Genomic DNA, 25,503 nt, shown 5'->3' with positions numbered 1-25,503 from the left:
ATGTGAAGTATATTCAAACGGATGTTTGAATATAAAAAAGGATACTTTTGTTTTTGATAAACAATAGGTTGATGCACAGTAACGACTGGAGTTCAAACGGTAAGCCCTGTGGGCTTTGTAAAATTAACAATGTGTAATTTCACTATTTAATGAAAGCTTCAAAAATAATTATCTGTAAAATTTTACAAGTCAAATCACACCAACAGAATTAAACACTAAAAAACGCGCCATTATCAGCGCGTTCATATAGTCATTAATGCGGTTTTCGGCTAATACCAACCGCTATAGTAGCTCTGAAACAACATCTGCTAATTGATTAAAAGTGCTAACGCGAGATGAACTTGGTCGCCAAACTAAGCCAATATGACGATGAGCTTGTTGGCCAGGAGGATCAACCACCAGCAAGTTTTGATTCTCGATCAGACCATGATCAATCGCCATTTGGGGGATAAAGGTCGTGCCCAGTCCGTTAGCCACCATCTGTACTAAGGTATGTAAACTGGTGGCAGAAAATGGATTTATCTTCTCTTTGGCGGTGAGTTGGCAAGCGGAAACGGCATGCTCTGTCAAACAGTGTTCACGCTCCAACAAAAACACAAACTCATTAGGCAGATCATCGTAGCGGATCGGCACCTTGATGGTTTCGGCTTGATTACGACTAATGATCATGCGAAACGGATCGCTGCCGACAATACGGCTATGCATTCCATCAATATCAACCGGTAGTGCTAAGATCAATACATCCAAATCGCCATGGCGTAACGCTGCTAATAAATTAGTGGTGGTGTCTTCACGTAACAGCATATTGAGGCGAGGAAAACGCTGGTTAACTTCCTGCACGAGATTACACAGTAAGAAAGGCGCAATAGTAGGAATACAACCAACACGTAACTGCCCTTCCATTTCCCCCCCTTGGCATACTCGTCCAAGTTCAATGAGATCTTGTCCTTTCGCCAGTAGCTCACGCCCTTGCTGTACCACTAACTCGCCCGCTTGAGTGAAAACCAACGGGCTTTTTTTATCTTTCTTTTCGTATAAAGGGCAACCAATTAACTCTTCAAGATTTTGAATGCCTTTACTTAATGTTGACTGGCTGACGAAACATTTTTCCGCCGCATCACTAAAGTGGCGCGTTTCATGGAGAGTAACGAGATAGTGTAATTGCTTGAGACTAGGCCATTTATTCATAATTCTATCGCTAACAGCTACCTTTATAGTGACCAAGTTAATGAATCAAGGTTTTATCGCTTTTTTCGATTAACTTAATCTATTTAATTCGCTTTTTTCAATAGTACAATCTGTACTATAGTTTGTCCCGTACAAACAAGGACCAAACCAAAATCAATAATCTGGTTTGGAACATACCAAAATTTTTAGGAGCAAAAAAATGGTACTAGTAGGTCGTCAAGCCCCTGACTTTACTGCAGCAGCTGTTCTAGGTAACGGTGAGATCGTTGATAACTTCAACTTTGCAGAATTCACTAAAGGTAAGAAAGCGGTTGTTTTCTTCTACCCACTAGATTTCACTTTCGTTTGCCCATCTGAGCTAATCGCTTTTGATAACCGTCTAGCTGATTTCCAAGCTAAAGGTGTTGAAGTAATCGGCGTTTCTATCGATTCTCAGTTCTCTCACAACGCATGGCGTAACACTGCTATCGCTGATGGCGGTATCGGCCAAGTTAAATACCCTCTAGTTGCTGATGTGAAACACGAAATCTGTAAAGCATACGACGTAGAGCACCCAGAAGCTGGCGTTGCTTTCCGTGGTTCTTTCCTAATCGACGAAGACGGTCTTGTACGTCACCAAGTTGTGAACGACCTACCACTAGGCCGTAACATCGACGAAATGCTACGCATGGTTGACGCACTAAACTTCCACCAGAAGCACGGTGAAGTATGTCCTGCACAATGGGAAGAAGGTAAAGCAGGTATGGACGCATCACCTAAAGGTGTAGCAGCGTTCCTATCTGAGCACTCTGCAGACCTAGCTAAATAATTTAGCCTGAGACGCAAAACGAGTTAAACCATTAACTCGCTATTACCCCCGCTCAACGGGTAATCGGTTGGACAAATAAAGCATAAGCGCGAAAAAGCGCAGCGCCAATCAGTAATAGTAAAGTCTTAATGAAAAGCCCGAAGCATCGCTTCGGGCTTTTTTGTATCTGTCATATCTATATAGTCAATTTCATATAACCATTACTTTTTATAGCGTAACTCGATCTAAAAAAGCGGTTGTGACATCGCGCGAGTTAGGACTATGATGCCTACACGGTGATGGGGTTCCACCGTGGCCTTTCGGTCAAAACCGCACGATGCTGATGACTCCTACAGAAACGAAAACAGGTCTGCCTGTTGGATATGGTGTCTATTCGAGAGACGCCATATGAGTTCTGTAGTGAGCATGCTAACTCTTTCTCCAACCCCACCTGTTTTCTCAATCGAATTTAATAGATATCCGCGCTGCTATTACTGAGCGATAAACGCTTTGCTGTCGTATCAGTTGCTTGTTGGATGTCATACTGGGAAAACACCATGCAATATTCACACGAAATTCAATCCATGTGTCCAATTCAACGGGGCGATCTACATCCTTCAGCACCGATTCCAGTTGAAGGCACAATGATCAGCCCTAAAGATGTCATTGCAATTTCAGGCCTCAGTCATGGTGTTGGTGCTTGCGCGCCACAACAAGGCGCGGCAAAGCTCACTTTGAATGTTAAAAATGGCATCATCGAGGAAGCATTAATTGAAACGATTGGCTGTTCAGGTATGACACAGTCAGCAGCGATGGCGGCTGAAATCCTGACCGGCAAAACCATTCTTGAGGCCCTCAATACTGACCTAGTCTGCGATGCTATCAACGTCGCCATGCGCGAAATTTTCCTCCAGTTTGTTTACGGTCGTACCCAATCTGCCTTTTCGGAAGGTGGCTTAGAAATTGGTGCGGCATTAGAAGACCTTGGTCAAACTCAACGCAGCCAAGTCGGTACAAGCTACGCCACCATGGCGAAAGGTGTGCGCTATATGGAGTTAGCAGAGGGCTATGTCACTCACCTTGCATTAGATGAAAATAGTGAGGTCATCGGCTATCAATATCTCAACCTCGGCAAAATGATGAAAGCAATCAGTGAAGGTATTCCGGCCGAAGAAGCCGCAAAAGCCGCAAGTGGGACCTATGGTCGTTTTGATGAAGCCATCAAAACCATCAATCCACGTCAGCAATAATTGCCCAGTTAACTTCGCCTTACATAGAGGAACAAGATTATGACCACCCAACTAACCCCATCAGTCCATCGTGTACTAAGTGAAATGAACTTGGCTTCGATTGAGCAGGCTCATCAATATTGCCGTGAGCATGGCATTGATGCCAAAGCTCTGGTACTTGATACCCAACCTATCGCTTTTGAAAGTGCGGCAGACGCCTATGCTTTAGGTACTGCTCTCGCGATTTACCGTCAGGCAGAAAATGCAGAACAAGCGGCAAATATCATTGGTGAAGGCTTACAGGCATTTACTAAGGCTGGCAGTGTCGCAGAACAGCGCCAAGTCGGAATTGGTCATGGCGCACTCGCCGCACGTTTACTCAATGAAGAAAGTGGCTGTTTTGCTTTTCTTGCTGGTCATGAATCTTTTGCCGCGGCGGAAGGGGCGATAAAAATAGCCCTAAACGTCAATAAATCTCGTCAATCGCCATTGAAAGTGATTCTAAATGGTTTAGGTAAAGATGCCGCTTATCTCATCTCGCGCATTAATGGTTTTACTTATGTTCGAACCCTGTTTGATTATCAAACAGGTCAATTACACGAAGTTGAACGTCGTCGTTTTTCTCAAGGCCCGCGTGGCGAGATCTTATGCTACGGCGCTGATGATGTACGTGAAGGTGTTGCCATCATGCACAAAGAGCAAGTCGACGTTAGCATTACTGGTAACTCGACCAATCCAACGCGCTTCCAACACCCCGTTGCCGGTATCTACAAAACAGAGCGTAACCGTGAGGGATTAGCCTATTTCTCGGTCGCATCCGGTGGTGGTACAGGGCGCACTTTGCACCCTGATAACGTTGCAGCAGGCCCTGCCTCTTATGGTATGACAGATACCATGGGCCGCATGCACGCAGATGCGCAATTTGCGGGTAGCTCCTCTGTACCAGCGCACGTCGCTATGATGGGCTTCATCGGTATGGGTAATAACCCAATGGTTGGAGCCACTGTCGCTCTTGCTGTTGCAGTAAGCGAATTAAAACTGCAAGCCGCTTAGTCTACGACTCCCCCCTAAAAGGTAGAGCAGCCTTTCGCTGCTCTACACTGTATCACTCTCCACGCCTCTATCTTCGAGGTTATCTTTTCATTTAGCTTCTCTCGCCCTTCTCAACTCTTTCTCGCCTCCCTCTTCTCCTTCTCGCCTCTCGATTCTTTCTCTCTTTTCTCAATTCTGCTTTTAGCTTCTCTTTCTTTCCAATCAGACGAAAGTGTCGCTAAAACGACAAAGCATATCCGTTGATAGACTTTCTGTACCAATCCTCTTTCCACTGCTCAAGAGTCTCTTTATTATGGCTACAACATTATTGCTATAACACTATTTCAATCTCTTGCCATTGAATCGGCGAGATAAAAAGACTCAACACATGGAGATTAACTATGGCTTTCTTTTCTGTTGCCTTTGGTAGCGCGACAAAAAACCGTGACGGTAAAATCATCGAAGCGTTTTTTCCACACCCTCTACTTAACCCAAATGATGCACTGGTTAACGCACTAGCAGCCATCGCAGGTTATGAGCAAGGCAACCAAGCTATCGAAATCTCTGCAGCACAAAGTGCAGAACTTGCTGCGGCCTTTACCGCTCATGGCGACGCTGCGAATGCATCTTTCGCCGCGAAAGCCGCTGAATCTGCACAACCACTTGTACTGGTTGTGTTGGCAACAGATGAACAGCCTCAATCTGTTGCTGAAGGCTTCCTGAAACTGCAACTGATCTCTAACCGTCTAGTGAAACCGCACGGTACGGTACTAGACGGCATCTTTGGTCTACTGCACAACATCGCATGGACTAACGAAGGCCCTATCGATCTTCCTGAATTGGCTGAGCGTCAAATTGAAGCTCGCCTTGCTGGTCGCGCGCTAAGCGTCGATTGTGTCGACAAGTTCCCTAAAATGGTGGATTACGTGGTACCAACTGGCGTTCGTATTGCGGATACTTCTCGCGTACGTCTGGGCGCACACGTTGGCGAAGGCACCACTGTCATGCATGAAGGCTTTATCAACTTCAATGCCGGTACCACTGGCGTGAGCATGGTTGAAGGTCGTATTTCTGCGGGTGTTGTGGTTGGTAACGGCTCTGATATCGGCGGCGGCGCATCAATCATGGGTACGCTATCTGGCGGTGGCAAAGTGGTGGTTTCTATCGGTGAAAACTCACTACTTGGCGCGAACGCTGGCCTAGGCTTCCCTATGGGTGACCGTTGTACTATCGAATCTGGCCTGTACGTAACCGCAGGCTCGAAAGTGCGCATGCTAGATTCTGCAGGTAAAGAAGTGGAAATGGCCAAAGCTCGTGATCTTGCCGGTGTTTCTGATCTGCTATTCCGCCGCAACTCGGTAACCGGTCAAATCGAATGTTTGGCAAACAAGAGCGCAGTTGAACTCAACGCAGAGCTACATAAGAACAACTAATTACGTTGCTCAAACATTGAAATCATCAATCCCTGCAATTAATTGCGGGGATTTTTATTATTACCATAGAAATATTCAATTGTAGCTATTAAGCTCCGCTCCTTATTATCAAACTCGCCCTGCAGTGTTCGAAGCTTAATTATTCTAATGAAAAAAATCGTTTATCTATCGCTCGTATTATTAACCGGCTGTTCTTTTACGCCCGACGAGCCACAAAATTGTGCCTGTGAAGCGCCGCCATCAGTCTATCCACCAATTTATCAGCCTGGTGCTAATCAACAGCAAAATATTAATCAATTACTGGCTTATGTAGCAAAACTTGCCAAAGACCGCTGGGGAGAAGATGAGTTTGTTGAGGCCGGAAAGCATCGCTACGTAAAATACCTTGATGGCTACAATACTCGTGCTCATATCGATTTCGACCAAGGTAAGATTTACGTCTCCACCATTGCACAAAACCAACCACAGCAAAAACTGCAAAAAGCGATCACGCAAACGCTATTGATGCCTGCTGATCCGGCACATGCCGAACTATTTAGCGATAAAGAAGCCATTCTACGCGGCAAACCTTTCTTACTTGGACAAGTAGTTGATCACGAGGGTAAACCGATCGAATGGGAATGGCGCGCTAACCGCTATGCGGACTATTTGATGGCGAACAAGCTACAAAGTAAACCAATCAAGCGTGGCAATGCTTACTACGTTGAAATCAACATGGTGAAAGATCATTTAGAACAGCGTGAGTATCAATATGCCGGTCTTATTCGCGAAGCATCAAATCGCTATGATATTCCTGAAGATTTGATCTATTCAATCATCAAAACTGAAAGTAGCTTTAACCCTTACGCGGTCAGTCATGCTGGCGCGTATGGCCTCATGCAGGTGATCCCGAAAACGGCCGGTGCTGACGTATTTAATTTAGTGAAGAAAAAACCGGGCATTCCAACCAAGGAATACTTGTTTGATCCCGCCAATAATATTGATACTGGTGCGGCCTATTTCTATATTCTAAAAAACCGCTACCTACGTGATGTCAAACACCCAACCTCGATGCACTTCAGTATGATTTCCGCTTATAACGGCGGCACTGGTGGTGTGCTCTCAGCCTTTGATAGCAGCGACCGTAAGCGAGCGATGGTGAAGTTGAATAACTCATCGCCAAAACAAGTCTACGACACGCTGACCACCAAACACCCAAAAGCAGAAGCGCGTCGCTACTTGCAAAAAGTGCTCTATTTCCAGAAAGATTTCAATGAGAACGTTATTTGATCAAAAAAGGCTTAGCACTCGCTAAGCCTTTTTCTTTTCTATGGTGCGAAGTTTAAGTCACGCATCAACCCGGATGACCATCAACACGTGGCGTCACCAGCATGAAACCAAACTTGACGATAAACAAAGTAAAAGCGATCGCCCACAAAGTCGCACTAACATCTATCATCACCAGCATTTGCGCAGGCAACAATGCCACACCAAAACTACGCACTAAAGCAGCAATAAACAGCAATGCAAATGCCCATGCCATTTTCGGCCCTTGATAAATTGCGCGTCCCGTATGGCCCATGGTGACACGAGTGACCATGGCTAAGATAAGCCCAGCCAGTGCACCAATTGCAAACAGATGAATCATATTGTGTTGGGCAAAGGCATTCTGCCATAAACCGCGCGCCAGCAAGCTCAACGGAATACACAAATAAGACAAATGCAGCGACCAAACCAAAGGCTCTTTCAGCGTTCGCCACGGCTTCCAACGCAGTACTTTGATCAACTGAGCAACCCCCGCAATCACCATCAACGGCTGGCTGAGTTCAGCAAAGGTTAATGGGAAGAAGCTCAACACAAATAAAGCCAGTAATGGAAGGTTGCCCAGCCACTCAAGCCATAGTAAAGGTTGTGGCTTGTCAAAATTAAAACGACGTGCAGTAAAGAAAGGAATAACCCGTCCGCCCATAACCGCCAGTAATAGGGTGAACCACCAAAGCATCGCTTGCCAAACTGCCGATGCTGAAAACGGTGGCATCCCTTTCACACAGGCATAACTGGCGAAGTTGGCGACGATAGCCAAAATAAATAACGGTACAAAAAATAGATTGCGCCAACCTTTAGCTTGGAAGACTCTCCACGCCACTTCATACGCGGCAAAAGCAAGAAAGAGCGCATCAATTATCGAGATTAGCCAAAGTGGCGTAGGTGTCCAGAGTAGCAAGCGAGGTGTCAACCACAGCGCCACAATGGCTAAAAGACGATAACTTTTGGTTCCATTAACCCCCGTCCAGTTTTGCACTGCCGTCAAAACGAAACCGACCACAATGGCCATAGCAAAACCAAACAGCATCTCGTGCACATGCCACCACAACGCGGGAACTTGCAGAGCTGATGGTTGACCGGTACGAAACATCCATACCCAAAGAGGAATGGCGATCAGTGCATAAACGCTTCCCAACAGAAAAAAGGGACGAAAACCGAGGCGTAACACAGCGGGGATTTTATCTTCAACCCGCTTATCAGTAATATTGAGCAAAATGGAACTCCGAAAACAGTAACTCTTTACAATTGCACTGTTTGATTTGCATCTTTTATACCACTTTTTATTTGGCTATTTATCAGCAACTTAAATAAATAAGCTTATAATATAAGTCATTATGACACTTACAAAAGTAAGTCCATAACACAACAAGAAGTCAAAGTGACTTATAACGAGTAGCGATAACATCAAACAGATTGCACTTTTGGGCGGTGCTCATTCTCGCTATGATTTAACTTATCTCTTGAGCAAATGTCTCTTTATCAAATGGAAGTAATATGAGTGATTATATTTTTGGTTATGGCAGCTTAATGAACTCAGCGTCACGTCAACTGACCGGCCAAACATCCACTGCCACACCGTCGATTGCTCATGGTTTATGTCGCTACTGGGGAAAAGTTGATGAGAGTTATTTACTCGCCCCCTTGGTTGTCACCAAAGGAGAAGGCATGGTGAACGGCGTCTTACTGCAACTCGATAGTGGCCAACTGAGTGAGTTTGACCACCGTGAACGTGGCTATAAGAGGATCAAATTACATCCTAGCGCATTGGTAAGTGCACTCGAACTCGGTGAGCGCGATAACGTCTGGATCTACATTACAGAACAAGCTATTCCGCCCTGCATTATCAGCCCTATAATGCAAACCTATGTTGATACCGTTTTAGCCGGTTGCTTAGAGATCTCAGAAAGCTTTGCCGAGCAATTTATTGAACATACCATTGGCTGGCATCATCCACGCGAAGATGATCGTCACGATCCAAAATATGGCAACCTTGCGGGCGTAACCCAGGAAGTGATGCAAAAAATCGATCGCCTATTAGCTCACCGTTAATATCTATTGTTAGTTTTAACACTAACTAGCGCTTTCTCACCAAGTGAGAAAGTGCATTATACGTTCAAAAAGTCGCCGATATAATAGCCCGCCATTTATTGTGGCTAACTTCCGACTGATCGAGCACCCCAATGTCATCTGCGCCCAACACCATCGATAAACGCATGAGCATCATCGCCCTTACGTGGCCGTTGTTTATCGAAATCATGCTTCGCACCGCACTCAATACCAGCGATGTATTTATGCTTAGCGGCTATTCAGATAAAGCGGTGTCAGCGGTTGGAGTAATTGCACAGATCTCTTTCTTTCTGATCATCATTTCCTCTATGGTCAGTAGTGGCACGGGTATTTTAATCGCGCAATACAATGGCTCTAATCGTCAACAAGATTCCGCATACGTCGGGGTTGCCAGTGTCATTATGTCTGCTTTTGTCGGCATTTTTCTCAGCCTTTTCGCCGTCTGCGCAGCCTACTCTCTATTGCCTTACTATGGATTAGAGGCTCAAGTAGAGCATTACGCACAAGAATATTTACTAATCAGTGGCGCGATGACTTTTAATGTCACGATGGGTATCGTTCTCACCACAATCTTGCGCAGTCATGGCTACTCTCGCTCACCGATGGTGGTGAACTTAATCGCAGGTGTCATTAATATTGTTGGTAACTATATCGCGCTTTATCAACCTTTCGGTTTACCGGTCTACGGCGTACAAGGCGTGGCAATCTCGACCGTTTTTGCTCAAATACTGAGTACCGTCATGCTTTGTTATAAGGTACGAAATTCTGATATTGAATTGCCTTTTGCTCAATGGCGCGCCATTCCACGAGACATTTACCGTCGGATTGTACGGATTGGCTCAATGAATGCGGGCGAAGTGCTTGCCTACAACTTGGCCCAAATCACCATCATTTACTTTGTTGTTCAAATGGGTACGGCATCCTTAGCGGCATTCACCTATGCACAAAACATTGCTCGTATTTCGTTTGCTTTTGCGCTTGCTTTAGGCCAAGCAAGCCAAATTCAAGCGGGTTACTTTATTGGCCGAGGGCTAATTGACAGCATTCTCATTCGCGTACAAAAGTACTTTTTGGTCGGCTTTATCGTGACAAATATTGTCACCATCACGACTTACTTTTGCAGTGACATCATCATTGCGTGGTTTACAGACCAAGCCGAAATTGCGGCGCTTACGGCCACTCTGATCGCGGGCTCTATCTTGCTCGAATCCGGGCGCGTATTTAACCTGATTTTCATCTCAGCACTTAAAGCCGCCGGTGATATTAAGTTTCCGGTGCAAATGGGCATTTTTAGCATGTGGGGACTTGGTGTGCTGTTTAGCTATCTACTTGGCGTGCACTGGGGATACGGCGTTATCGGCGCATGGATGGCGATTGCACTTGATGAATGGTTTAGAGGGCTGATTATGGCTCAGCGCTGGCGCAGTAAAGTGTGGACTCGCTATCAATTGACATAGCAATCCATTATTAAAGTGAATCTTCCTCACTATATAATACTAGTTACTTATTAATTGATGCATTTATCACTTAATAATAACAAAATATCATAAATAATTAAGTGATTGATTAATATGCACTTCAATTGTACGGCGTTCGTTTTCTTACATTACTCTGACAAAAGAAGTGTGCCAAACCCTATCCTTTAAGCGAATTATCATTCCCCCATTTTTATCATTATGAAAACTGACATCTATACTCATACCAGTGACACGACTCTTATAGAGGAATTTGCTCTGGATAAATCAAGTTCAAAAGTAATCTTAAAGTGTTTTCAAACTGCTTTAATTGCCATTGCAGTCTGCTTACTGGTTAACGTCGCGCTGCGTATTGACTATGTATTCCTAGGCAATACTTTGGGAGAAGCCTCTGTAACTGAAATACTCGAGCTCGTCATGCTGGCGATTTCAAGTGCTTCATTTTTCTTGATCGCCAAACAGCGACCAGCGTTAAAACATGCTGCCGTGTTAATTGCCGCGTTTTTCTTGGTGATGTTTATTCGCGAAAATGATGGCTGGCTCGACCACATCTCTCATGGTTCTTGGATTTATCCTGCTCTTCTAACCACGGTTGCGGCTATCGTTTATGCCGCAAAAAATGGCAAGCAGAGCTTTACTCAATTGGCGGTCATTCTCAACACTTCATCAGCCAACTTGCTGATTTTTGGCTTAATTATGCTATTAGTTTACTCACGCCTAATGGGTATGGGTGATTTCTGGAAAGGGGTGATGAGCGAACATTACATCCGCGATGTTAAAAACATTGTCGAAGAAAGCACCGAACTTCTGGCTTACTGCATTATCGCTTATGCGTCTTTAAAGATTCAACGTAGTCTAAAGAAAGCTTAAGCTTTCTCCATAATGTCGTGTTAGATATCTAACACGACATTCAATGCTATCGTACCAAAAGCACCACTTACTCACTTGAAAACAGACTTGGGCGAGACCACTCGCTCAACCAAAGTTCGTAACCAAATGTTTTTGTCTTCACTGCTGCGACTGCTATGCCATAGCATCGCAATATCAAAATCAGCCACCGCAATAGGTGGGCGGAACGTAGTCAGCTGATCATCAAATCCCTCAGCATTAGCCATTTTTTCCGGTACAATCGCGATCAATCGACGCTTTTTAAGCAAGCTTCGAATGGTGAGAAAGTTATGAGATGCCACTGTCACTCGGCGAGTTAAACCGTGTTCAGCTAACTTCTTATCCACTTGGGTTGATAAACTCCCATCAGGGCTGACCAATGCCTGCTCTATCTGAGCAAAGGCTTCTAGAGTCAACTCACCACTTAAATTCAGAGCTTGTTTATCAGCTAAGCAAACATGTTTCTCGGTGTATAAATAATGACTCTCAAAGTCATCATCCAACACTGGCATGCTGCCAATCACGATATCCAGCTTTTCTTGCTCAACCAGAGCAACGTAATTACTGCGATTAACGTTGATAAAACTGATTTGTGCATCAGGTGCATTAGTTAGGATCTCATCGTACAGCGCAGGGGCAAAAATAAACTCCGCATAGTCCGTTAAACCAATCCGGCACACCCCTGAATATTTGAAGGGATCAAAGGCTGATTTCGTCAACAAATCTTTCGCAATACTATTGAGCAGTTGATGCAGAGTTGGCGCAATATGGTGAGCATGATCCGTTGGTTCCATTTTATGCCCTTTACGAACAAACAGTGGGTCATCCAACAACACTCTCAATCGCGACAAACTATGGCTCATCGCTGACTGACTAACAAAACTCTTTTTCGCCGCAACACTGACACTACGGTAACGATAGAGATAGGAAAAAGTCACCAATAGATTTAAGTCAATATTTCGCCATGCAATATCATCTAATAACGCCATTGCTCATCCCATTTCATTCATACATAAAATTAAAACTATCAATTTGAATCATCATAGCGTTTTTTTTAAAGTAGAGGCAGTCTTGATTGATAGGATAAGCACTGATGCTCTCCATATTTAAAACCTTTTTCTGGCTTGGCTGGATCAGCTTCGGCGGCCCTGCGGCCCATATTGGCTACTTTCGCCAAACCTTCGTCGAAAAACTTAACTGGCTAGATGACAGTGAGTACGCGCAAATAGTGGCGCTCAGCCAATTCCTACCAGGCCCAGGGTCAAGCCAAGTTGGTTTTGCTATCGGCTACAAGCGGGGTGGGCTATTAGGCGCTTGTGCGGCATTTATTGGCTTTACCCTTCCATCGGTATTGATCATGGTATTGCTGGCTGTCGTTTCAAGCCAAGTCACCGAAACGACGGCCTTTCAAAGCATCGTACATGGCCTAAAATTACTGGCTGTGGTCGTCGTTGCCGATGCAACCTGGGGGATGTATAAGAATTTTTGCAAAGGCACACTGTCGGTGAGTTTATGCTTGATGACAGCTATTGCACTACTCATCATGCCAAGCATCGCCACACAAATGATTGTCTTGGTGATTGCGGCACTGATTGGCACAAAGTACCTTAAAGGTGAAACGCCTTGCGAACCACGCCCCTTTAAACCGAGCATTGCACCTTTAGCGCTTTTTGTTGTGCTGCTACTCGGGTTGCCACTGTTCACACACTTAGCACCAACCCTTGGCCTATTTAACGACTTCTTCCAAGCGGGTAGCTTAGTCTTTGGTGGTGGTCATGTCGTCCTGCCACTACTGCAAAATATTGTCGGCGACCAACTCAGCCAAGATGCCTTTTTAACCGGCTATGCTGCCGCACAAGCCGTGCCTGGGCCAATGTTTACCTTTGCCACTTACATTGGGTATGAGCTACAACCAAATGCGCCAATTGTCGGTGCTCTAGTGGCAACCGTTGCGGTTTTTCTTCCGGGCTTCTTATTGCTGCTGGGGGTATTGAAAAACTGGCAATCATTGGCGCAAAAGCCACAAGTGGCTGGCGCAGTCAGCGGTGTCAATGCGGCCGTGGTAGGCTTACTGGTTTCAGCGCTCTATCAACCCGTATTTACCAGTGCGGTCAATGCCCCATTAGATGTCGCATTGATACTGGCTGGTTTCTTCCTGCTAAAACAGTTGAAACTGCCAATCATCTGGATGGTTATTGCCTTTATCGTAGCGGGTTTTCTGAGTGGTTTAATGTCATAACATCAAAACCTAGATATTTGCTCATTTAGCCAAAAAAACAGCGCAATTGCGCTGTTTTTTGCTTGCTGAGTAATAACTGCTCAGATTGAACTACTGAATCGTCACTAATGAAGAGCTTTGCTCTCGCACAATCGATAGTGCTCGCTCCAAATTTCGATTGGCGACTTCATAGTAACTCGGATTTTTATCAATCGCTTGCTGCAAGTAAGGAATTGCTTGCTCTGCCTTACCTTGCAGAATCAGAAAATATCCGACATTGTTGAGCGCTTCCGGTGTAGTTAAATGACGGCTAAACACATTCAGTGCTTGTCTTACTTTATCTTGCGCGAGGTAAACTAAGGCCAAATTATTAAGCGCCTTTTCATTGTTTTCATCACGCATAACGGCAGCTTTGGTGTACACCGCCGCTTTAGGGTAATCACCCGACATATAATAGGAATAACCCAAATTAATGATGGCATCTAAATTTTTGTCATCAATTTCGATCGCACTGACGAATAGCGACTGAGCTAAATCATGCTCCCCTTTGACATCTAATAAAACTCCTAAGCCATTGTAGGCACCATCCGGAGACTGAGCGTCATGCTTTAACTCTGCCACCGACTCTACTGACAAGTTATTCGCGGTAATGGTAGGGTCCTCACCCAGACGAAGCAAATCAGCATTAACCGCTTTAATGTAATAACTCATCCCTTCATCCGTTCGCCCATTTCGGCTATACAGAGAACCCAGCTCTTCTAACGCTCCAACATTATTGGGGTTTTCTTGCAGCGATGCTTTAAACGCACGTTCCGCGAGTTCTAGATTTGGCGCGGTTAAATGAATTTTACCCACAGTATAAAGAGTCTTATCTTTGTACTCAGCATTGGGAAAACTCAACGAACGTAAATATTCATACAAGGCTAAATCGATATCCTTATTCGCCAGTGCCATATCACCTCTCGCCAATGCTTCTTTTTCCGTTTTTGGCGGCTCCGCATTAGAGAGACTTTCAATCGGTTTACCGGCATAAAGTGATGAATCAAAATTATCCGCAGGATCCGATGAGGAGCACCCCGACATGACGACCAGTGCTAACGCTATTGTTTGTATTTTTATCCACATAATCTTCCCTACCTTACGCTTTGAGTTGTGCGTTACTGAGCAAATGCATCCATCAATGAAATAAGTGCCGGACCAATTGCGACAATGAAAAAACACGGCCAGATAAACATCACCATTGGAAACATCATTTTTACTGGAATTTTGGCCGCTTTTTCTTCTGCTGCTTGATGACGTTTATCGCGATAATCCTCGGTATATTCACGCAAAGAATGCACCAAGCTTCCGCCGATTCTAGATGCATGACTCAACATACTCACCAAACCACTAATCTCTTCAATACCGGTACGTACCACTAGCTCTCGCAACGCTTCCGGCATAGTTTTACCCGCTTGAATTTTTACACATACCGTATCTAACTCATCCGCCAACTCGGTGTGAGAGATAACGAGTTCATCGGCAACTCGGCGTAATGACGCGTTAAAACCCAGCCCTGACTCGGTACAAACCACCAATAAATCGAGCATATCAGCCACACCAGCACGAATAAGATGCTGACGTTTATTGACCATTCTTCCGAGAATGTAGTCGGGAAAAAATAATCCGACACCAACCACCAGCGCCATATAGGCATACAGGTATTTATTGTCTGGAAAATAGATGTAAATTGCCGTGGCAGCCATCATGCCGAAGATAGAGGTGACGAACTTGATTGAATAAAATAGCGACAATGAATTGCCCTGATGAAAGCCCGCATGCATCAATTTATCTCTCGTCGTTTGACGCTCTTTCTCACTTTTCGGCGACATAATTGGTGCTAACGACTCAAGCGTATCCACCATCTTGTTGCTGTTTTTCGGTTGAGCGTTTTTATTGCCCGATAACTCCGCCAATTTACGGCGCAACGGAGAATTGATACCCATAACAGCAAAGCCCAGAGTCATGACGATGAGAATCGTGGTCACCAAGATAAACGCCATAAATAGCAACTCTTGGTCAACACTGCTGCTATTTATCCAATCGAAAACCGTTTGCATATTCATAGCTACACCTCAATGTTGACGATTTTTCGAATCCACAATGTACCTAATAGTAAGGCGATCATTCCGGCCCCAACCATGCGTAAGCCGCGCGGATCGGAATGGAGGATTTGGATATATTCAGGATTAATCAGGTAAATCATGGCGTATAGGCCAAAGGGAGCAAGCACTAAAACCCAAGCCGACATGCGAGATTCAGCTGAAATGGTGCGAATTTTTCGTGATAGCTTAAAACGAGCACGTAATAGACGCGATAACTTATCGAGATTTTCGGTGAGATTACCACCGGTCTCTTTCTGCAATAAGACGGCACTGGAAAAGGCCAACATCGAGATTGTAGGCGTACGCTCTGACATCTGTAAAATAGCCAAACGTAAGTCATAGCCATAATTCAACAAGTTGTAAGTGTTGAGAAATTCAGGTCCCAATGGGCCTGGCATCTCAATACCAACCTCATAAAAAGCTTTGTTTAATGGCTGGCCAGCTTGCAAAACCCGCTTGATAATATCGAGTGCCTCGGGCAATTGCTCCTCAAACTTTTGCAACCTATCATTAATCATCTTTTGGACAATGATGTACTCCACCACCCAAATCGCAAACATCGCACCAACACTGAAGTACCAGATTTGGTTGAGTAGCAATAACACCAATAAAAACACTAAACCGGCTAAAAATGAGAGAAAGAGAAACTTACTGAAACTGACCGTAATCCCCGCCAGTTCGAGTTTCTTTTTAATGCTTTCGAACAGAGGGAAGCGAATCAGCCACTTCTCTAACGCATTGAGATCTTTTAAAGCATTTTCTCGCAGTAGATTGACGCTTTCCGCATCAATCGTGTTGTGACCATCTTTTAGGCGCTTGATCAGCTGCTTATGACGAACCTTCTTACCCACTGATGGTAAGATGAGCGCCTGACTTATCAAAAAAACCGACAAGAAAAGTAGAATAAAGAAGAGCGGCATTTGACTTTGCATCCCTGCCTCCTTTTATGATTTTTCGTTAAAGAGCTCAAACGGTATGTCTAATCCGCGTTTCACCAATTGATCATGACAACTTGGCACAATGCCGGTCGCAACATAATTACCGAGCACATTGCCGTCTTTATCGACGCCTTGACGTTTAAAAGCAAAGATCTCTGACATGGTAATGATCTCGCCTTCCATACCATTGATTTCCTGAATGCTCACCATACGGCGCTTACCATCTTCTTGACGATCCATCTGTACGACTAAGTGAATCGCTGACGCAATTTGCGCCCGCAAGTTCTTGGTTGAAACACTCCAACCCGCCATCGAAAACATATTCTCAACTCGACTCAAAGCATCACGAGGCGTGTTGGCGTGAATCGTGGCTAAAGAACCATCATGGCCGGTATTCATGGCTGACAACATATCGACCGCTTCACTGCCGCGCACCTCACCAATCACAATTCGATCTGGGCGCATACGCAGCGAGTTTTTTACCAGTTCTCGTTGGGAGATCTCCCCTTTTCCTTCAATATTGGCTGGGCGTGTTTCGAGGCGAATAATATGAGGTTGCTGCAGTTGCAATTCGGCTGAATCTTCAATGGTGACAATGCGTTGATCTTTAGGAATAAAACCCGACAGGATGTTCAACGTCGTGGTTTTACCTGAACCCGTACCACCTGAAATCAGAATATTAAGCTCACCGACAACTGCGGCATTGAGAAAACGCGCCATAGGATCAGAGAGAGAATCGAGCTCAAGCAAATTGTTCATGTTGAGTCGTTCAACAGAGAATCGACGAATAGAGACTGATGGGCCATCAATCGCCAATGGGGGAATAATGGCGTTAAAGCGCGAGCCATCTTTTAAACGAGCATCCACCATAGGTGAAGCTTCATCAATACGGCGACCAACTTGGCTAACAATACGATCAATGATATTACGTAAGTGACGATCATCTAAAAAGGTATGAGGGGTTTTTTCTAATTTACCAAAACGTTCGACAAAGATATTTTTGGGTCCATTAACCAAAATATCAGAGATGGTATTATCATCGAGTAGCGGCTCCAAGGGGCCTAAACCAAACACCTCATCTTCGATTTGTTTAATAACGCGAACTCGCGCTTCAGAGCTCAACGGGTGCGTCTTATCGTCACCGATAAGGCGAATGATTGCTTCGCGTAGCTCTTCTCGTCCCCGCTCCTCTTGCAGTTGAGAGAGCACACCTAAATCTAAAGTATCGAGCAATTTTTTGTGATAATAATGCTTCACTTCTTGCTCTTGTTCGAGTTGACGTTTTTGCTCATCCATCAACTTCAATTTGGCGTCCATTGCGGTAAGTTTCTCACTGGAATCCCCTTCACTAACCTCATGTATAGGCTCTGAATGAGATTGGGGTGATTGGACATCTTGCAGTGACTGACTGACGTTTTTACGCTTAAAAAACATAATAATCCCCCGTTAAGAAAATAGCTTACCGAACCAGCCTTGTTTCTTCTCTTTCGGCTGCTCAATCTTATGTGACAAGTCTTCTAGCGCGCTTTTTATTGCACTATGTCGCTTCGCTTGCACAATAGGACTGCCTAAGTTGGCGCACTCTACCGCTAATTGATAATTATTCGGCACCAGTACAATCGAGCTATTTTTTAATGTTTCTTCGATATCTTTCAAAGAGATAGGGGCATTCTTTTCAAATCGATTCACCACTAACTCAATTTGCTCGCTTTTTAAACCATAGTCGAATTCCAAACTACGTACTAAATTCGTTGCATGTTTAACGGAGGTAATATCTTGCTGTAGGACTAAGTAAATGTGTGTCGCTGGTGAAATAATCTGCTGAAATACCGGCTCAATGCCGTGCGACATATCAACCACAATATGCGCGTAGAATTGACGCAATATTGGTAATAACTTACTCACTTGATTGGCCAATTTATAATTCTCTTGGCGCGTATCCGGGCTAAAACTCAGGCAATTAAGCCCTGATGAATGTTTATAAACCAATCCTTCTAATGACAACTCATCTAAATCACTGATCGAATTAATCACGTCATTCATGCTGTATTTTGGCCGACTATTAAGATAATCCGAAACATCACTAAACTGTGTATCGAGATCCACTAGCAGCACATTACCTGTCGCATAAGTTGCCAGCTCTATCGCCGTATTGGTGGCCAGCGTCGTTGCGCCAGAGCCACCTTTGGTGTTAACAAAGAGCGTTAAACTCCCCATATTTCTTGCTGCGACTTTTTCTTCCGCTGTTACTTTCAGCATTGGGTAGAGCTCACCCAGCTCAACCTCTTGAGAAAAGTAATCCGACGCCCCTAAGCGCAATGCCATTTTCAATGAGGCGGTATCATTTTCCGCACCGAAAACAATCAAACTGCTGTTTTCCCCTGCCAAATGAAGGTTCGAGGAGAAAACATGCGCGACTTTTTGCGCCCAGCCATCACCGACCTCAATATAAACAAGATCTGGTTTCGCTTTAGTATCAAGCATGTCTGGGTTGAAGTGTGATAACTCAATCCATTCAATATTGAGGTTCATACACTCCATAAGCACTTTTTCGATATGCAGCTTAAACGTCGAGCTAGCGTGTACAACCCAGAGTGTCAGATTCGTTTTCAGCGTTTTATAATTTTTATCGTGGTCAATATTCACTGTTTTTAACATCATGCAGCTTCCTTAGCTCTTAGCAGTCTGTCCTGTCTTCACCAGATGAGCTGGATTGTCGTAAAATACCTAAGCTTTCTGCAGGTAAAATCGTTTCAAATGCAGGTGTGTTGCCGATCAAATCAATCAAAAGCGAGAGCACAACAAAGTTGTAGGTATAATTAATCGAGCGCGCTCGTACATAACGTATTTGCCTAAACTGATCTTCTAGCGTCGCATCATCGGCAGGTGGTGATGAGACAAAGCCTGACACGTCGATTTCAGCCCCATCAGAACCCAGATACGTAATTTCCAAGTTATCGCCCGTAAAATCAGCAGGGTATAAATTGGTCAGTGAATCAAGCTGCTTAATATCGTCTCGATCACTGATATAACAAACCGTTGCTAAACGCGCCGCCCGACGCGTCACTTCATTGACCATCTGCACTGAAAAGAAGTACGCGGCAAATTCCAAAATAGCGAACAGCAGCAGTAATACCGTCGTGGCAATAAGAATAAACTCGACTTGGGTGACCCCTTTTTGCCGTACCTTTTTATGTAGAGTTATCATGGTGCTGTCCTCATTTTCGTTGCTGCATCAAAGGTAAACGCTAGTGATACATCGGAAAAAGGCAGTTCCGAAAAGAAAGGCACATAGGTATAAGAAGCAGACAACGTCACCTCTTTACTTGCTCCCGTTGGGGCCGTTAAGGCAACATCATCAAGGCCTAAATGATCCAGTAAAGGCTCTGAAGTCCCGGTCGTGGTAGGCGTTCCATACACAACAACATTTTTAATGTTGGCTTCATCGGCTATCGAGCCAAAATCGAGCGTGCCATACGTATCCACCACCGCATAGCGAACTCCATTTTGCAGCGCTTTGTTCACTTGAGTGTATTGAATCAAAGCTCGGCCGACATCAATCACCAGAACCGCCAGCATCAATAACATGGGTAGCGCGATAATAAACTCCAACGCAGCCAAGCCCTGTTGCTTGTTTCTTGTCGATATTGTCTCGCCCGTGACGACACCATAGGTACATCGATTAATTGTTTTCATATCACGATGCCCCACTAAATGGGTCTTTATACAATTGGATTCGATACAAACCGGCATCGTCAGGGTCTAACCCTGTCGAACCGTTATTGATCATGCAGTCGTATAAAAACTGACCAAACACAGAGGCATTACCGGTTTGCTCAACACTTTGCAGCAAGAAAAAACAACCGAAGCCCAACACGTCATAATTTGTTTTACCACCAGCGTCGGTACAATCGACAATCGGAATACGTAGAATTCGGCGCCCGTTAGACCCAGCATCACCCAAATAATTATTACCATCACAACTACCACCGCTCGCGCAACTTGCCAGCTCTTGGACATAATTGCTGTAGTAAAAATCATCGGTATACTCTTCTCCCGGCTCAGCAGGAATATCCGGTTCCTTCACATATTTATCGGGTAAATAGGTGCCATCATCCTTCATCGGCCCTTTAAAATTATTCAGGCGTGTATTCAAGCCTTGAGCGACAGGGCCGATACTATTACCGGGTTTAGTCGTCACCGTATTACCGATAATCGCGCAGCCATCATACCCACCAGCAAGCGCTTCACGTACCAAGGCAGCCCCGCCTTGTCCATTACCGCCAGGCTGGCTAAAATCGAGCAAGTGAAAATTACCCGGCCCCATATCGGTACTACCTTGTGAACCAATTTTTAATTCGTGAATCTGATCGGGGGAGTTATCTGCCGAATTAAGAATATCGACACCCGGTTGTTGATAACCCCAAGCATCCGTCGCACTGCCCAACGGATCGCCACACATGGCAATTGGGGTTAAATTACACACCTCAGAGATCGAGGCACTGCGACCGGCAACCGCACTGGCTGAAACATTTTTATCAATCCCGAAGATGTAACTTAGAAACTGATTCAGTTCGATATCGGTTGTTGCCACTCGGACATAGATATCATCCTCACCTGCTGAGGGCGAAAATGCACCCGCAGCTACGAAGGTTTCAAGATCAGAAGAGAATGTCACCACGGTATTACCATCTAGTACACCCAGTTCACTATTGCCATCTTCACCAATAAAATTGGTTAGCGTTTCACGGGCTGCTGTCTCGGCTAAAGCCACATCTCCTGTTTCATCAACGACGACCGCGCCCGCTAAAGCGGCAGAATCGACCGCATTTTGTAATCTGGTTTTATTTAACACCTGATGATTTAAATCGATGCTAAATGCAGCCATACTGAGCAAAAACAACATAACTAGGCTTATCAGCACTAATGTGATGCCTTGCTGCTTTCTCTTCAGTACGCCTTTATTGAGAACCACCATAAGTTCCTCCTAAGCGATCGCTCACTTTTGTTCCTTGGTGACCCCGTTATTGTTGTATGTCTCTAAACTCACTTGAGAGCGCTGCCCATTACCATCCGGCACATAACCTAAATTTTCTTGCCATGCATTGGGGTTGTACGTTTGCTCTGCTTTTAATTGAGATACAGTAATACCTAGTTCAGGGTCATTCGCGCAGCCTGCAAGGCCAAATGCGATGAAAACCATGCTCATTGCGATTGTGTTTTTCATTGTCGCCTCCTTACAAACTGTGCCCGAATTTGCCCTCAGAACCACCATCAGCCGAACTGAATTCCATTGTGTCTTGCTCATTTACTTGCGTATTGGTTGGCAATCGATATTTATCGAAGTCCAATCGAGCCCCTTGGCCAAGCAAGTAAAATTCAACATCATTAGGATTAACAAAACCATCGGTTGGTAATGTTATTCTGCGTCTATCGATCGGTTTGGCTAATCTTGGCGTCACCAAAATAACCAGCTCCGTTTCACCAGAAGTAAACTCTTCTGACTTAAATAACTGCCCAAGAACAGGGACATCTGAAATACCCGGAATACCATTCGCCACATTACGCGCATTTTCACTCAGCAAACCGGCAATCCCGATGGTTTGGCCATCAGCCAACTCCAACGTGCTACCCGCACTACGCTTGGTAATCGGTGGCACGAGAAAAGTGGCATTGATCTCATTGGGGTTATAGGCCAATACACCCGAGTTCGCGATTTCACTCACATCAACCATCATTTTTAAATTGATTTTTTGGTCGCTAAGAACATAGGGAACAAAGTCTAAGGAAACACCGTATTCTTTGTAATCAATGGTGATGCCATTTTCATCGGGCACCGGAATGGGAAATTCACCACCGGCTAAAAACTCAGCTTTGGTACCACTGAGTGCCGTAAGACTTGGTTCGGCCAGCACTTTAGCGACCCCATTTTGCTTGGCGATGTCCAATGCGAAAGTAAACAGTGTATTGCTATCAACAAATGAGCCTAAAAAGCCAAAGTCTTCCACCGCGGGTATGTTGAGGATTGGACCGATATCAGTAATACCGCCACCAGCACTTGTTGCCCCCCAAGTAAAATCACCACTACGTTGGAAAAAGTGGAAGTTAGAATCGAAACGGCGAACCAGTGAACGTTGAACCTCGGCAACCGTCACTTCCAGTGTGACTTGCTGGGCGCCACCGATGGTCAATAAGTTAATGACTGAGCTCTCTTCAATTTGCTCATCTTTATTGTCATTATTTTCATCTGCCGCCTCACCAATTGAAAAGGTTTCAGCCAGTTTGATCGCAGTATCCATATTCTGCTGACTGGTCACTAAACCTTTCAATACGATCTTCTCTTGTGAGCTATGCACTTCAATACGCTCATTGGGTAGAAACTGATGCAACTTAGCTTTTAGCGTGTTGATATCGTGGGTCACCTCAACATTAAACGACTCCACAATGCGGCCACGAGAATCCCATACAGAAATATTGGTGGTACCTAAACGCTTACCAATCAACAACATTTCATTGGAACGAAGCATTAGCATGTCCACCACTTCAGGATCACCTAACGTCACTTTCTTCGCTTTTCCAGAAATCACCACCTGTGTCGATTGATGATGAGGGACACTGATTACCTTGCCAGTTTGGCCTGTCACTGCTCCGGCTGAAAAGCTGACTAAAAGCATTTGAAATAAGAACACTATTATTATTTTCATAACTCACCTAATCGCTTACTCGGACTTTCGAAGCCTGAGATCCTTTAATGACGGTCACACTGGGTGCATAGGTTTTTCGCTTCGCAACCACTGGCTTATCAACTTCATGTGGATTTCTCAACGCCAGTTGTATGTCACCTTTGCTGTTCTCTGTGAGTAGCTTTTCCGCTTCCTTCGGGCTCACTTCTAACGTCACCGCACGAACGATTACCGGCTTGCTATCGTTGGTCTTAGCGGTTTGGTCCACCGCCAACACTTTGATGTTCTTTAATACCGTTCGGGTATTGGCATAATTACCCCGGCTGTTACTGACCGTATTGAGGACATCAACTCGGTTACCCGGTAGTAGGAAACCTGCGACACCGATAACGTCATTCACTCGTATCGTTACCGCACGTTTGTTCTCAGGAATGAGCGCCGCTAGCGTTGCTCCTTCACCTGGTAGTGATAACCGCGCAGGGTTAACCAACTCACCAGCGTAAATGGTATTGGTTACAATCTTACCAACCGCCTGTTCTGGCGTTTTCAGCATCTCATCGGTAATCCAATCCACTTCGATGAGCTTGGTGGTTAGGTGCTTATCTTCTAAAACAACACCGGGGGCAAGTTCATTGGCAGCAATCAGTACGGGATGGCGCTCAACTTGCTCCAACTCAACCGTTGGCTGAGATTGTGTATCAATCCAGCGTTTCGCGACAAATACCGCCCCTAAACCTAGAACCACTGAGAGGAGCAATAACATTAAAATTTGACTTCGGCTCATAAGACGAAATCTCCTTGTCAATCAATGGTGAAATACAATCCCCAAGCACTGCTTAATATCGTTGGAGAGACTCGTTTTGGTTGTTCATCAAACACTAGAATATCTCTGCTTATCCCCAGCAAATCTTTAGGTAAGCAAGGGTAGAATTCTGTTTCGTTGTTTTGATGTAATGCAAATAATTGCTCAAAGAAGCCATCACATAGCTCAAGTGATTTTTCTTCGGCTACGCTATGCCACAGTTCGATATAGTCAGATCTCTCTAATGGTGAGAACTCAATCTTGTAGCCAATTCGACGTAAAAATGCCGGATCTGCAATAGAACTTGGCGATAAATTCGACGAAAATGCGAGTGTAAGATGAAATGGTGCAGTGAGCTGTTGACCATTCGGTAGGCCAAGGTGATCGACCAGATATTCCATGGGTACAATCCAACGATTAAGCAATGCTTCAACGGGCATCGCTTGGCGCCCCAAGTCATCAATCACTAAGATGCCGTTATTCGCCATCATTTGCAGAGGGGCATTCCAAACACGATTGTGCTCATTGTGGTTCACTTCCAACATATCCATCGTCAGCTCACCACCAACCTGAATATTCGGTCGCTCACACAACACCCAGCGTTTATCATAGTGATGCTCTAAACTGACAAAACTTTGTGAGTGGTTATCATCTAAACGGCGATGATGCTGCGCGGAAAAAACACGAATAATGTTGCCATCGGCATAAATGGCATAGGGAATAAATACTGAGGTATTCAAAGCATTAAGCACTTTTGATGCGACGAAACTTTTCCCCGTACCGGCATGTCCATAAAGCAATAGTGCTCGACCAGAATTTATCGCTGGCCCCAACACAGGCACAAGATGCTCCGAGCCAAACACATCGAACAATGCATGCTCAACATCTTTACGTGTAATGGGATTAATTCGAATATCTTGAGCTTTAACCACCTCAATATACTCTTCTAATGACACCGGTAACGGTCCTAAATAGGCGTCTTTACGATAAGCTAACTCCGCCTCAGCCAGACCAAGTTCGGTCAGCCCATACCGAATATCAGAGTAAACACTGTTAGCAAAATCGCTGCTCGGTTGATAAACCACGACCCAATTTCGACTGCGTAATTGCACTAAAGCATCTTCAACGATATGAGAAACAACCCCAAGTCGCTGAGTTAACTCCAACAAATCACTTTTGGGATAAGCGGAGAGATGTTTTAACAAAAGGTTCTCTACCACAGCAGCCGGAATACCTAATGCTTTACTATTAGACGGCACTTTTGGAGGTGTTATCTGAGGTACCAGCTCATTGTGCAGAGAAGAACCCATACTG

Annotated in this window: 24 protein-coding genes and 1 riboswitch; of the genes, 9 read left to right on the top strand and 15 right to left on the bottom strand. The window is 44.8% G+C overall.

The window, feature by feature from the left end; translation table 11 throughout:
* Positions 1-282 precede the first annotated feature (282 nt).
* A complete protein-coding gene (locus tag RH88_RS05885) occupies positions 283-1,188 on the bottom strand; it encodes a hydrogen peroxide-inducible genes activator (protein ID WP_005594154.1) in 906 nt (301 codons plus the stop codon).
* 199 nt (positions 1,189-1,387) lie between these two features.
* Here RH88_RS05885 and RH88_RS05880 point away from each other — a divergent pair, with 199 nt between their 5' ends.
* The 5 genes from RH88_RS05880 (at position 1,388) to mltC (ending at position 6,938) form a co-directional block, all read left to right on the top strand.
* Positions 1,388-1,996 carry a peroxiredoxin C gene (locus tag RH88_RS05880; RefSeq protein WP_005594153.1) on the top strand — a complete coding sequence of 203 codons (609 nt, stop codon included), beginning with the start codon at positions 1,388-1,390 and terminating at the stop codon, positions 1,994-1,996.
* A gap of 265 nt (positions 1,997-2,261) precedes the next feature.
* Positions 2,262-2,335, top strand: a riboswitch (Fluoride riboswitch).
* A gap of 197 nt (positions 2,336-2,532) precedes the next feature.
* Positions 2,533-3,225: an iron-sulfur cluster assembly scaffold protein gene (locus tag RH88_RS05875; RefSeq protein WP_005594152.1), complete on the top strand. Its 693-nt coding sequence runs from the start codon at positions 2,533-2,535 to the stop codon at positions 3,223-3,225.
* Positions 3,226-3,264: 39 nt separating this feature from the next.
* Complete coding sequence (locus RH88_RS05870) at positions 3,265-4,257, top strand: GGGtGRT protein (RefSeq protein WP_005594150.1); 993 nt, start codon at positions 3,265-3,267, stop codon at positions 4,255-4,257.
* Between the two features lie 380 nt (positions 4,258-4,637).
* Complete coding sequence (dapD, locus tag RH88_RS05865; protein ID WP_005594148.1) at positions 4,638-5,669, top strand: 2,3,4,5-tetrahydropyridine-2,6-dicarboxylate N-succinyltransferase; 1,032 nt, start codon at positions 4,638-4,640, stop codon at positions 5,667-5,669.
* A 147-nt stretch (positions 5,670-5,816) separates the two neighbouring features.
* Positions 5,817-6,938, top strand: a complete 1,122-nt coding sequence (gene mltC / locus RH88_RS05860; RefSeq protein ID WP_005594147.1) for a membrane-bound lytic murein transglycosylase MltC — start codon at positions 5,817-5,819, stop codon at positions 6,936-6,938.
* Between the two features lie 64 nt (positions 6,939-7,002).
* Here mltC and RH88_RS05855 read toward each other — a convergent pair whose 3' ends face one another.
* Complete coding sequence (locus RH88_RS05855; RefSeq protein WP_005594145.1) at positions 7,003-8,187, bottom strand: NnrS family protein; 1,185 nt, start codon at positions 8,185-8,187, stop codon at positions 7,003-7,005.
* 281 nt (positions 8,188-8,468) lie between these two features.
* Between RH88_RS05855 and RH88_RS05850 the strand changes: the two genes are divergently transcribed.
* The 3 genes from RH88_RS05850 (at position 8,469) to RH88_RS05840 (ending at position 11,386) form a co-directional block, all read left to right on the top strand.
* A complete protein-coding gene (locus tag RH88_RS05850; RefSeq protein ID WP_005594144.1) occupies positions 8,469-9,023 on the top strand; it encodes a gamma-glutamylcyclotransferase family protein in 555 nt (184 codons plus the stop codon).
* Between the two features lie 131 nt (positions 9,024-9,154).
* Positions 9,155-10,498 (top strand): MATE family efflux transporter, encoded by a 1,344-nt coding sequence (locus RH88_RS05845; RefSeq protein ID WP_005594142.1) that lies wholly within the window; start codon positions 9,155-9,157, stop codon positions 10,496-10,498.
* A 219-nt stretch (positions 10,499-10,717) separates the two neighbouring features.
* Positions 10,718-11,386: a hypothetical protein gene (locus RH88_RS05840; RefSeq protein WP_005594140.1), complete on the top strand. Its 669-nt coding sequence runs from the start codon at positions 10,718-10,720 to the stop codon at positions 11,384-11,386.
* Positions 11,387-11,457: 71 nt separating this feature from the next.
* On the opposite strand, the gene RH88_RS05835 is transcribed toward RH88_RS05840, so the two are convergent.
* Positions 11,458-12,393, bottom strand: a complete 936-nt coding sequence (locus RH88_RS05835) for a LysR family transcriptional regulator (RefSeq protein WP_005594139.1) — start codon at positions 12,391-12,393, stop codon at positions 11,458-11,460.
* Between the two features lie 104 nt (positions 12,394-12,497).
* Here RH88_RS05835 and chrA point away from each other — a divergent pair, with 104 nt between their 5' ends.
* Positions 12,498-13,643, top strand: a complete 1,146-nt coding sequence (chrA, locus tag RH88_RS05830) for a chromate efflux transporter (RefSeq protein ID WP_005594137.1) — start codon at positions 12,498-12,500, stop codon at positions 13,641-13,643.
* Between the two features lie 90 nt (positions 13,644-13,733).
* On the opposite strand, the gene RH88_RS05825 is transcribed toward chrA, so the two are convergent.
* The 12 genes from RH88_RS05825 to RH88_RS05770 form a co-directional block, all read right to left on the bottom strand.
* Positions 13,734-14,747 (bottom strand): tetratricopeptide repeat protein, encoded by a 1,014-nt coding sequence (locus tag RH88_RS05825; RefSeq protein WP_005594136.1) that lies wholly within the window; start codon positions 14,745-14,747, stop codon positions 13,734-13,736.
* Between the two features lie 32 nt (positions 14,748-14,779).
* Positions 14,780-15,727: a type II secretion system F family protein gene (locus tag RH88_RS05820; RefSeq protein WP_005594134.1), complete on the bottom strand. Its 948-nt coding sequence runs from the start codon at positions 15,725-15,727 to the stop codon at positions 14,780-14,782.
* A 2-nt stretch (positions 15,728-15,729) separates the two neighbouring features.
* The gene (locus RH88_RS05815; protein WP_005594133.1) at positions 15,730-16,698 is read right to left on the bottom strand and encodes a type II secretion system F family protein; all 969 of its coding nucleotides are present in this window, start codon (positions 16,696-16,698) and stop codon (positions 15,730-15,732) included.
* Positions 16,699-16,710: 12 nt separating this feature from the next.
* Positions 16,711-18,138, bottom strand: a complete 1,428-nt coding sequence (locus RH88_RS05810; RefSeq protein WP_005594132.1) for a TadA family conjugal transfer-associated ATPase — start codon at positions 18,136-18,138, stop codon at positions 16,711-16,713.
* A 12-nt stretch (positions 18,139-18,150) separates the two neighbouring features.
* The gene (locus RH88_RS05805; RefSeq protein WP_005594131.1) at positions 18,151-19,362 is read right to left on the bottom strand and encodes a nucleotide-binding protein; all 1,212 of its coding nucleotides are present in this window, start codon (positions 19,360-19,362) and stop codon (positions 18,151-18,153) included.
* A 19-nt stretch (positions 19,363-19,381) separates the two neighbouring features.
* Positions 19,382-19,912 (bottom strand): TadE/TadG family type IV pilus assembly protein, encoded by a 531-nt coding sequence (locus RH88_RS05800; RefSeq protein ID WP_005594130.1) that lies wholly within the window; start codon positions 19,910-19,912, stop codon positions 19,382-19,384.
* Entirely contained in the window at positions 19,909-20,292 is a 384-nt protein-coding gene (locus RH88_RS05795) for a TadE/TadG family type IV pilus assembly protein (RefSeq protein WP_231893164.1), read from the bottom strand. The genes RH88_RS05800 and RH88_RS05795 overlap by 4 nt, the downstream gene beginning before the upstream one ends.
* 109 nt (positions 20,293-20,401) lie before the next feature.
* Positions 20,402-21,682 carry a TadE/TadG family type IV pilus assembly protein gene (locus RH88_RS05790; protein ID WP_005594128.1) on the bottom strand — a complete coding sequence of 427 codons (1,281 nt, stop codon included), beginning with the start codon at positions 21,680-21,682 and terminating at the stop codon, positions 20,402-20,404.
* Between the two features lie 21 nt (positions 21,683-21,703).
* Positions 21,704-21,931, bottom strand: a complete 228-nt coding sequence (locus RH88_RS05785) for a hypothetical protein (RefSeq protein WP_005594127.1) — start codon at positions 21,929-21,931, stop codon at positions 21,704-21,706.
* Between the two features lie 10 nt (positions 21,932-21,941).
* The gene (locus RH88_RS05780; RefSeq protein WP_040757854.1) at positions 21,942-23,408 is read right to left on the bottom strand and encodes a type II and III secretion system protein family protein; all 1,467 of its coding nucleotides are present in this window, start codon (positions 23,406-23,408) and stop codon (positions 21,942-21,944) included.
* A gap of 7 nt (positions 23,409-23,415) precedes the next feature.
* Positions 23,416-24,171: a Flp pilus assembly protein CpaB gene (cpaB, locus tag RH88_RS05775; RefSeq protein WP_005594125.1), complete on the bottom strand. Its 756-nt coding sequence runs from the start codon at positions 24,169-24,171 to the stop codon at positions 23,416-23,418.
* Positions 24,172-24,188: 17 nt separating this feature from the next.
* The gene (locus RH88_RS05770; protein ID WP_005594124.1) at positions 24,189-25,499 is read right to left on the bottom strand and encodes a hypothetical protein; all 1,311 of its coding nucleotides are present in this window, start codon (positions 25,497-25,499) and stop codon (positions 24,189-24,191) included.
* Positions 25,500-25,503 lie beyond the last annotated feature (4 nt).

The sequence above is a fragment of the Vibrio scophthalmi LMG 19158 genome (assembly GCF_000222585.1).
Classification (GTDB): domain Bacteria; phylum Pseudomonadota; class Gammaproteobacteria; order Enterobacterales; family Vibrionaceae; genus Vibrio; species Vibrio scophthalmi.
The sequence above is the reverse complement of the archived record's forward strand: the minus strand, read 5'-3'. Positions and strand labels throughout refer to the sequence as shown.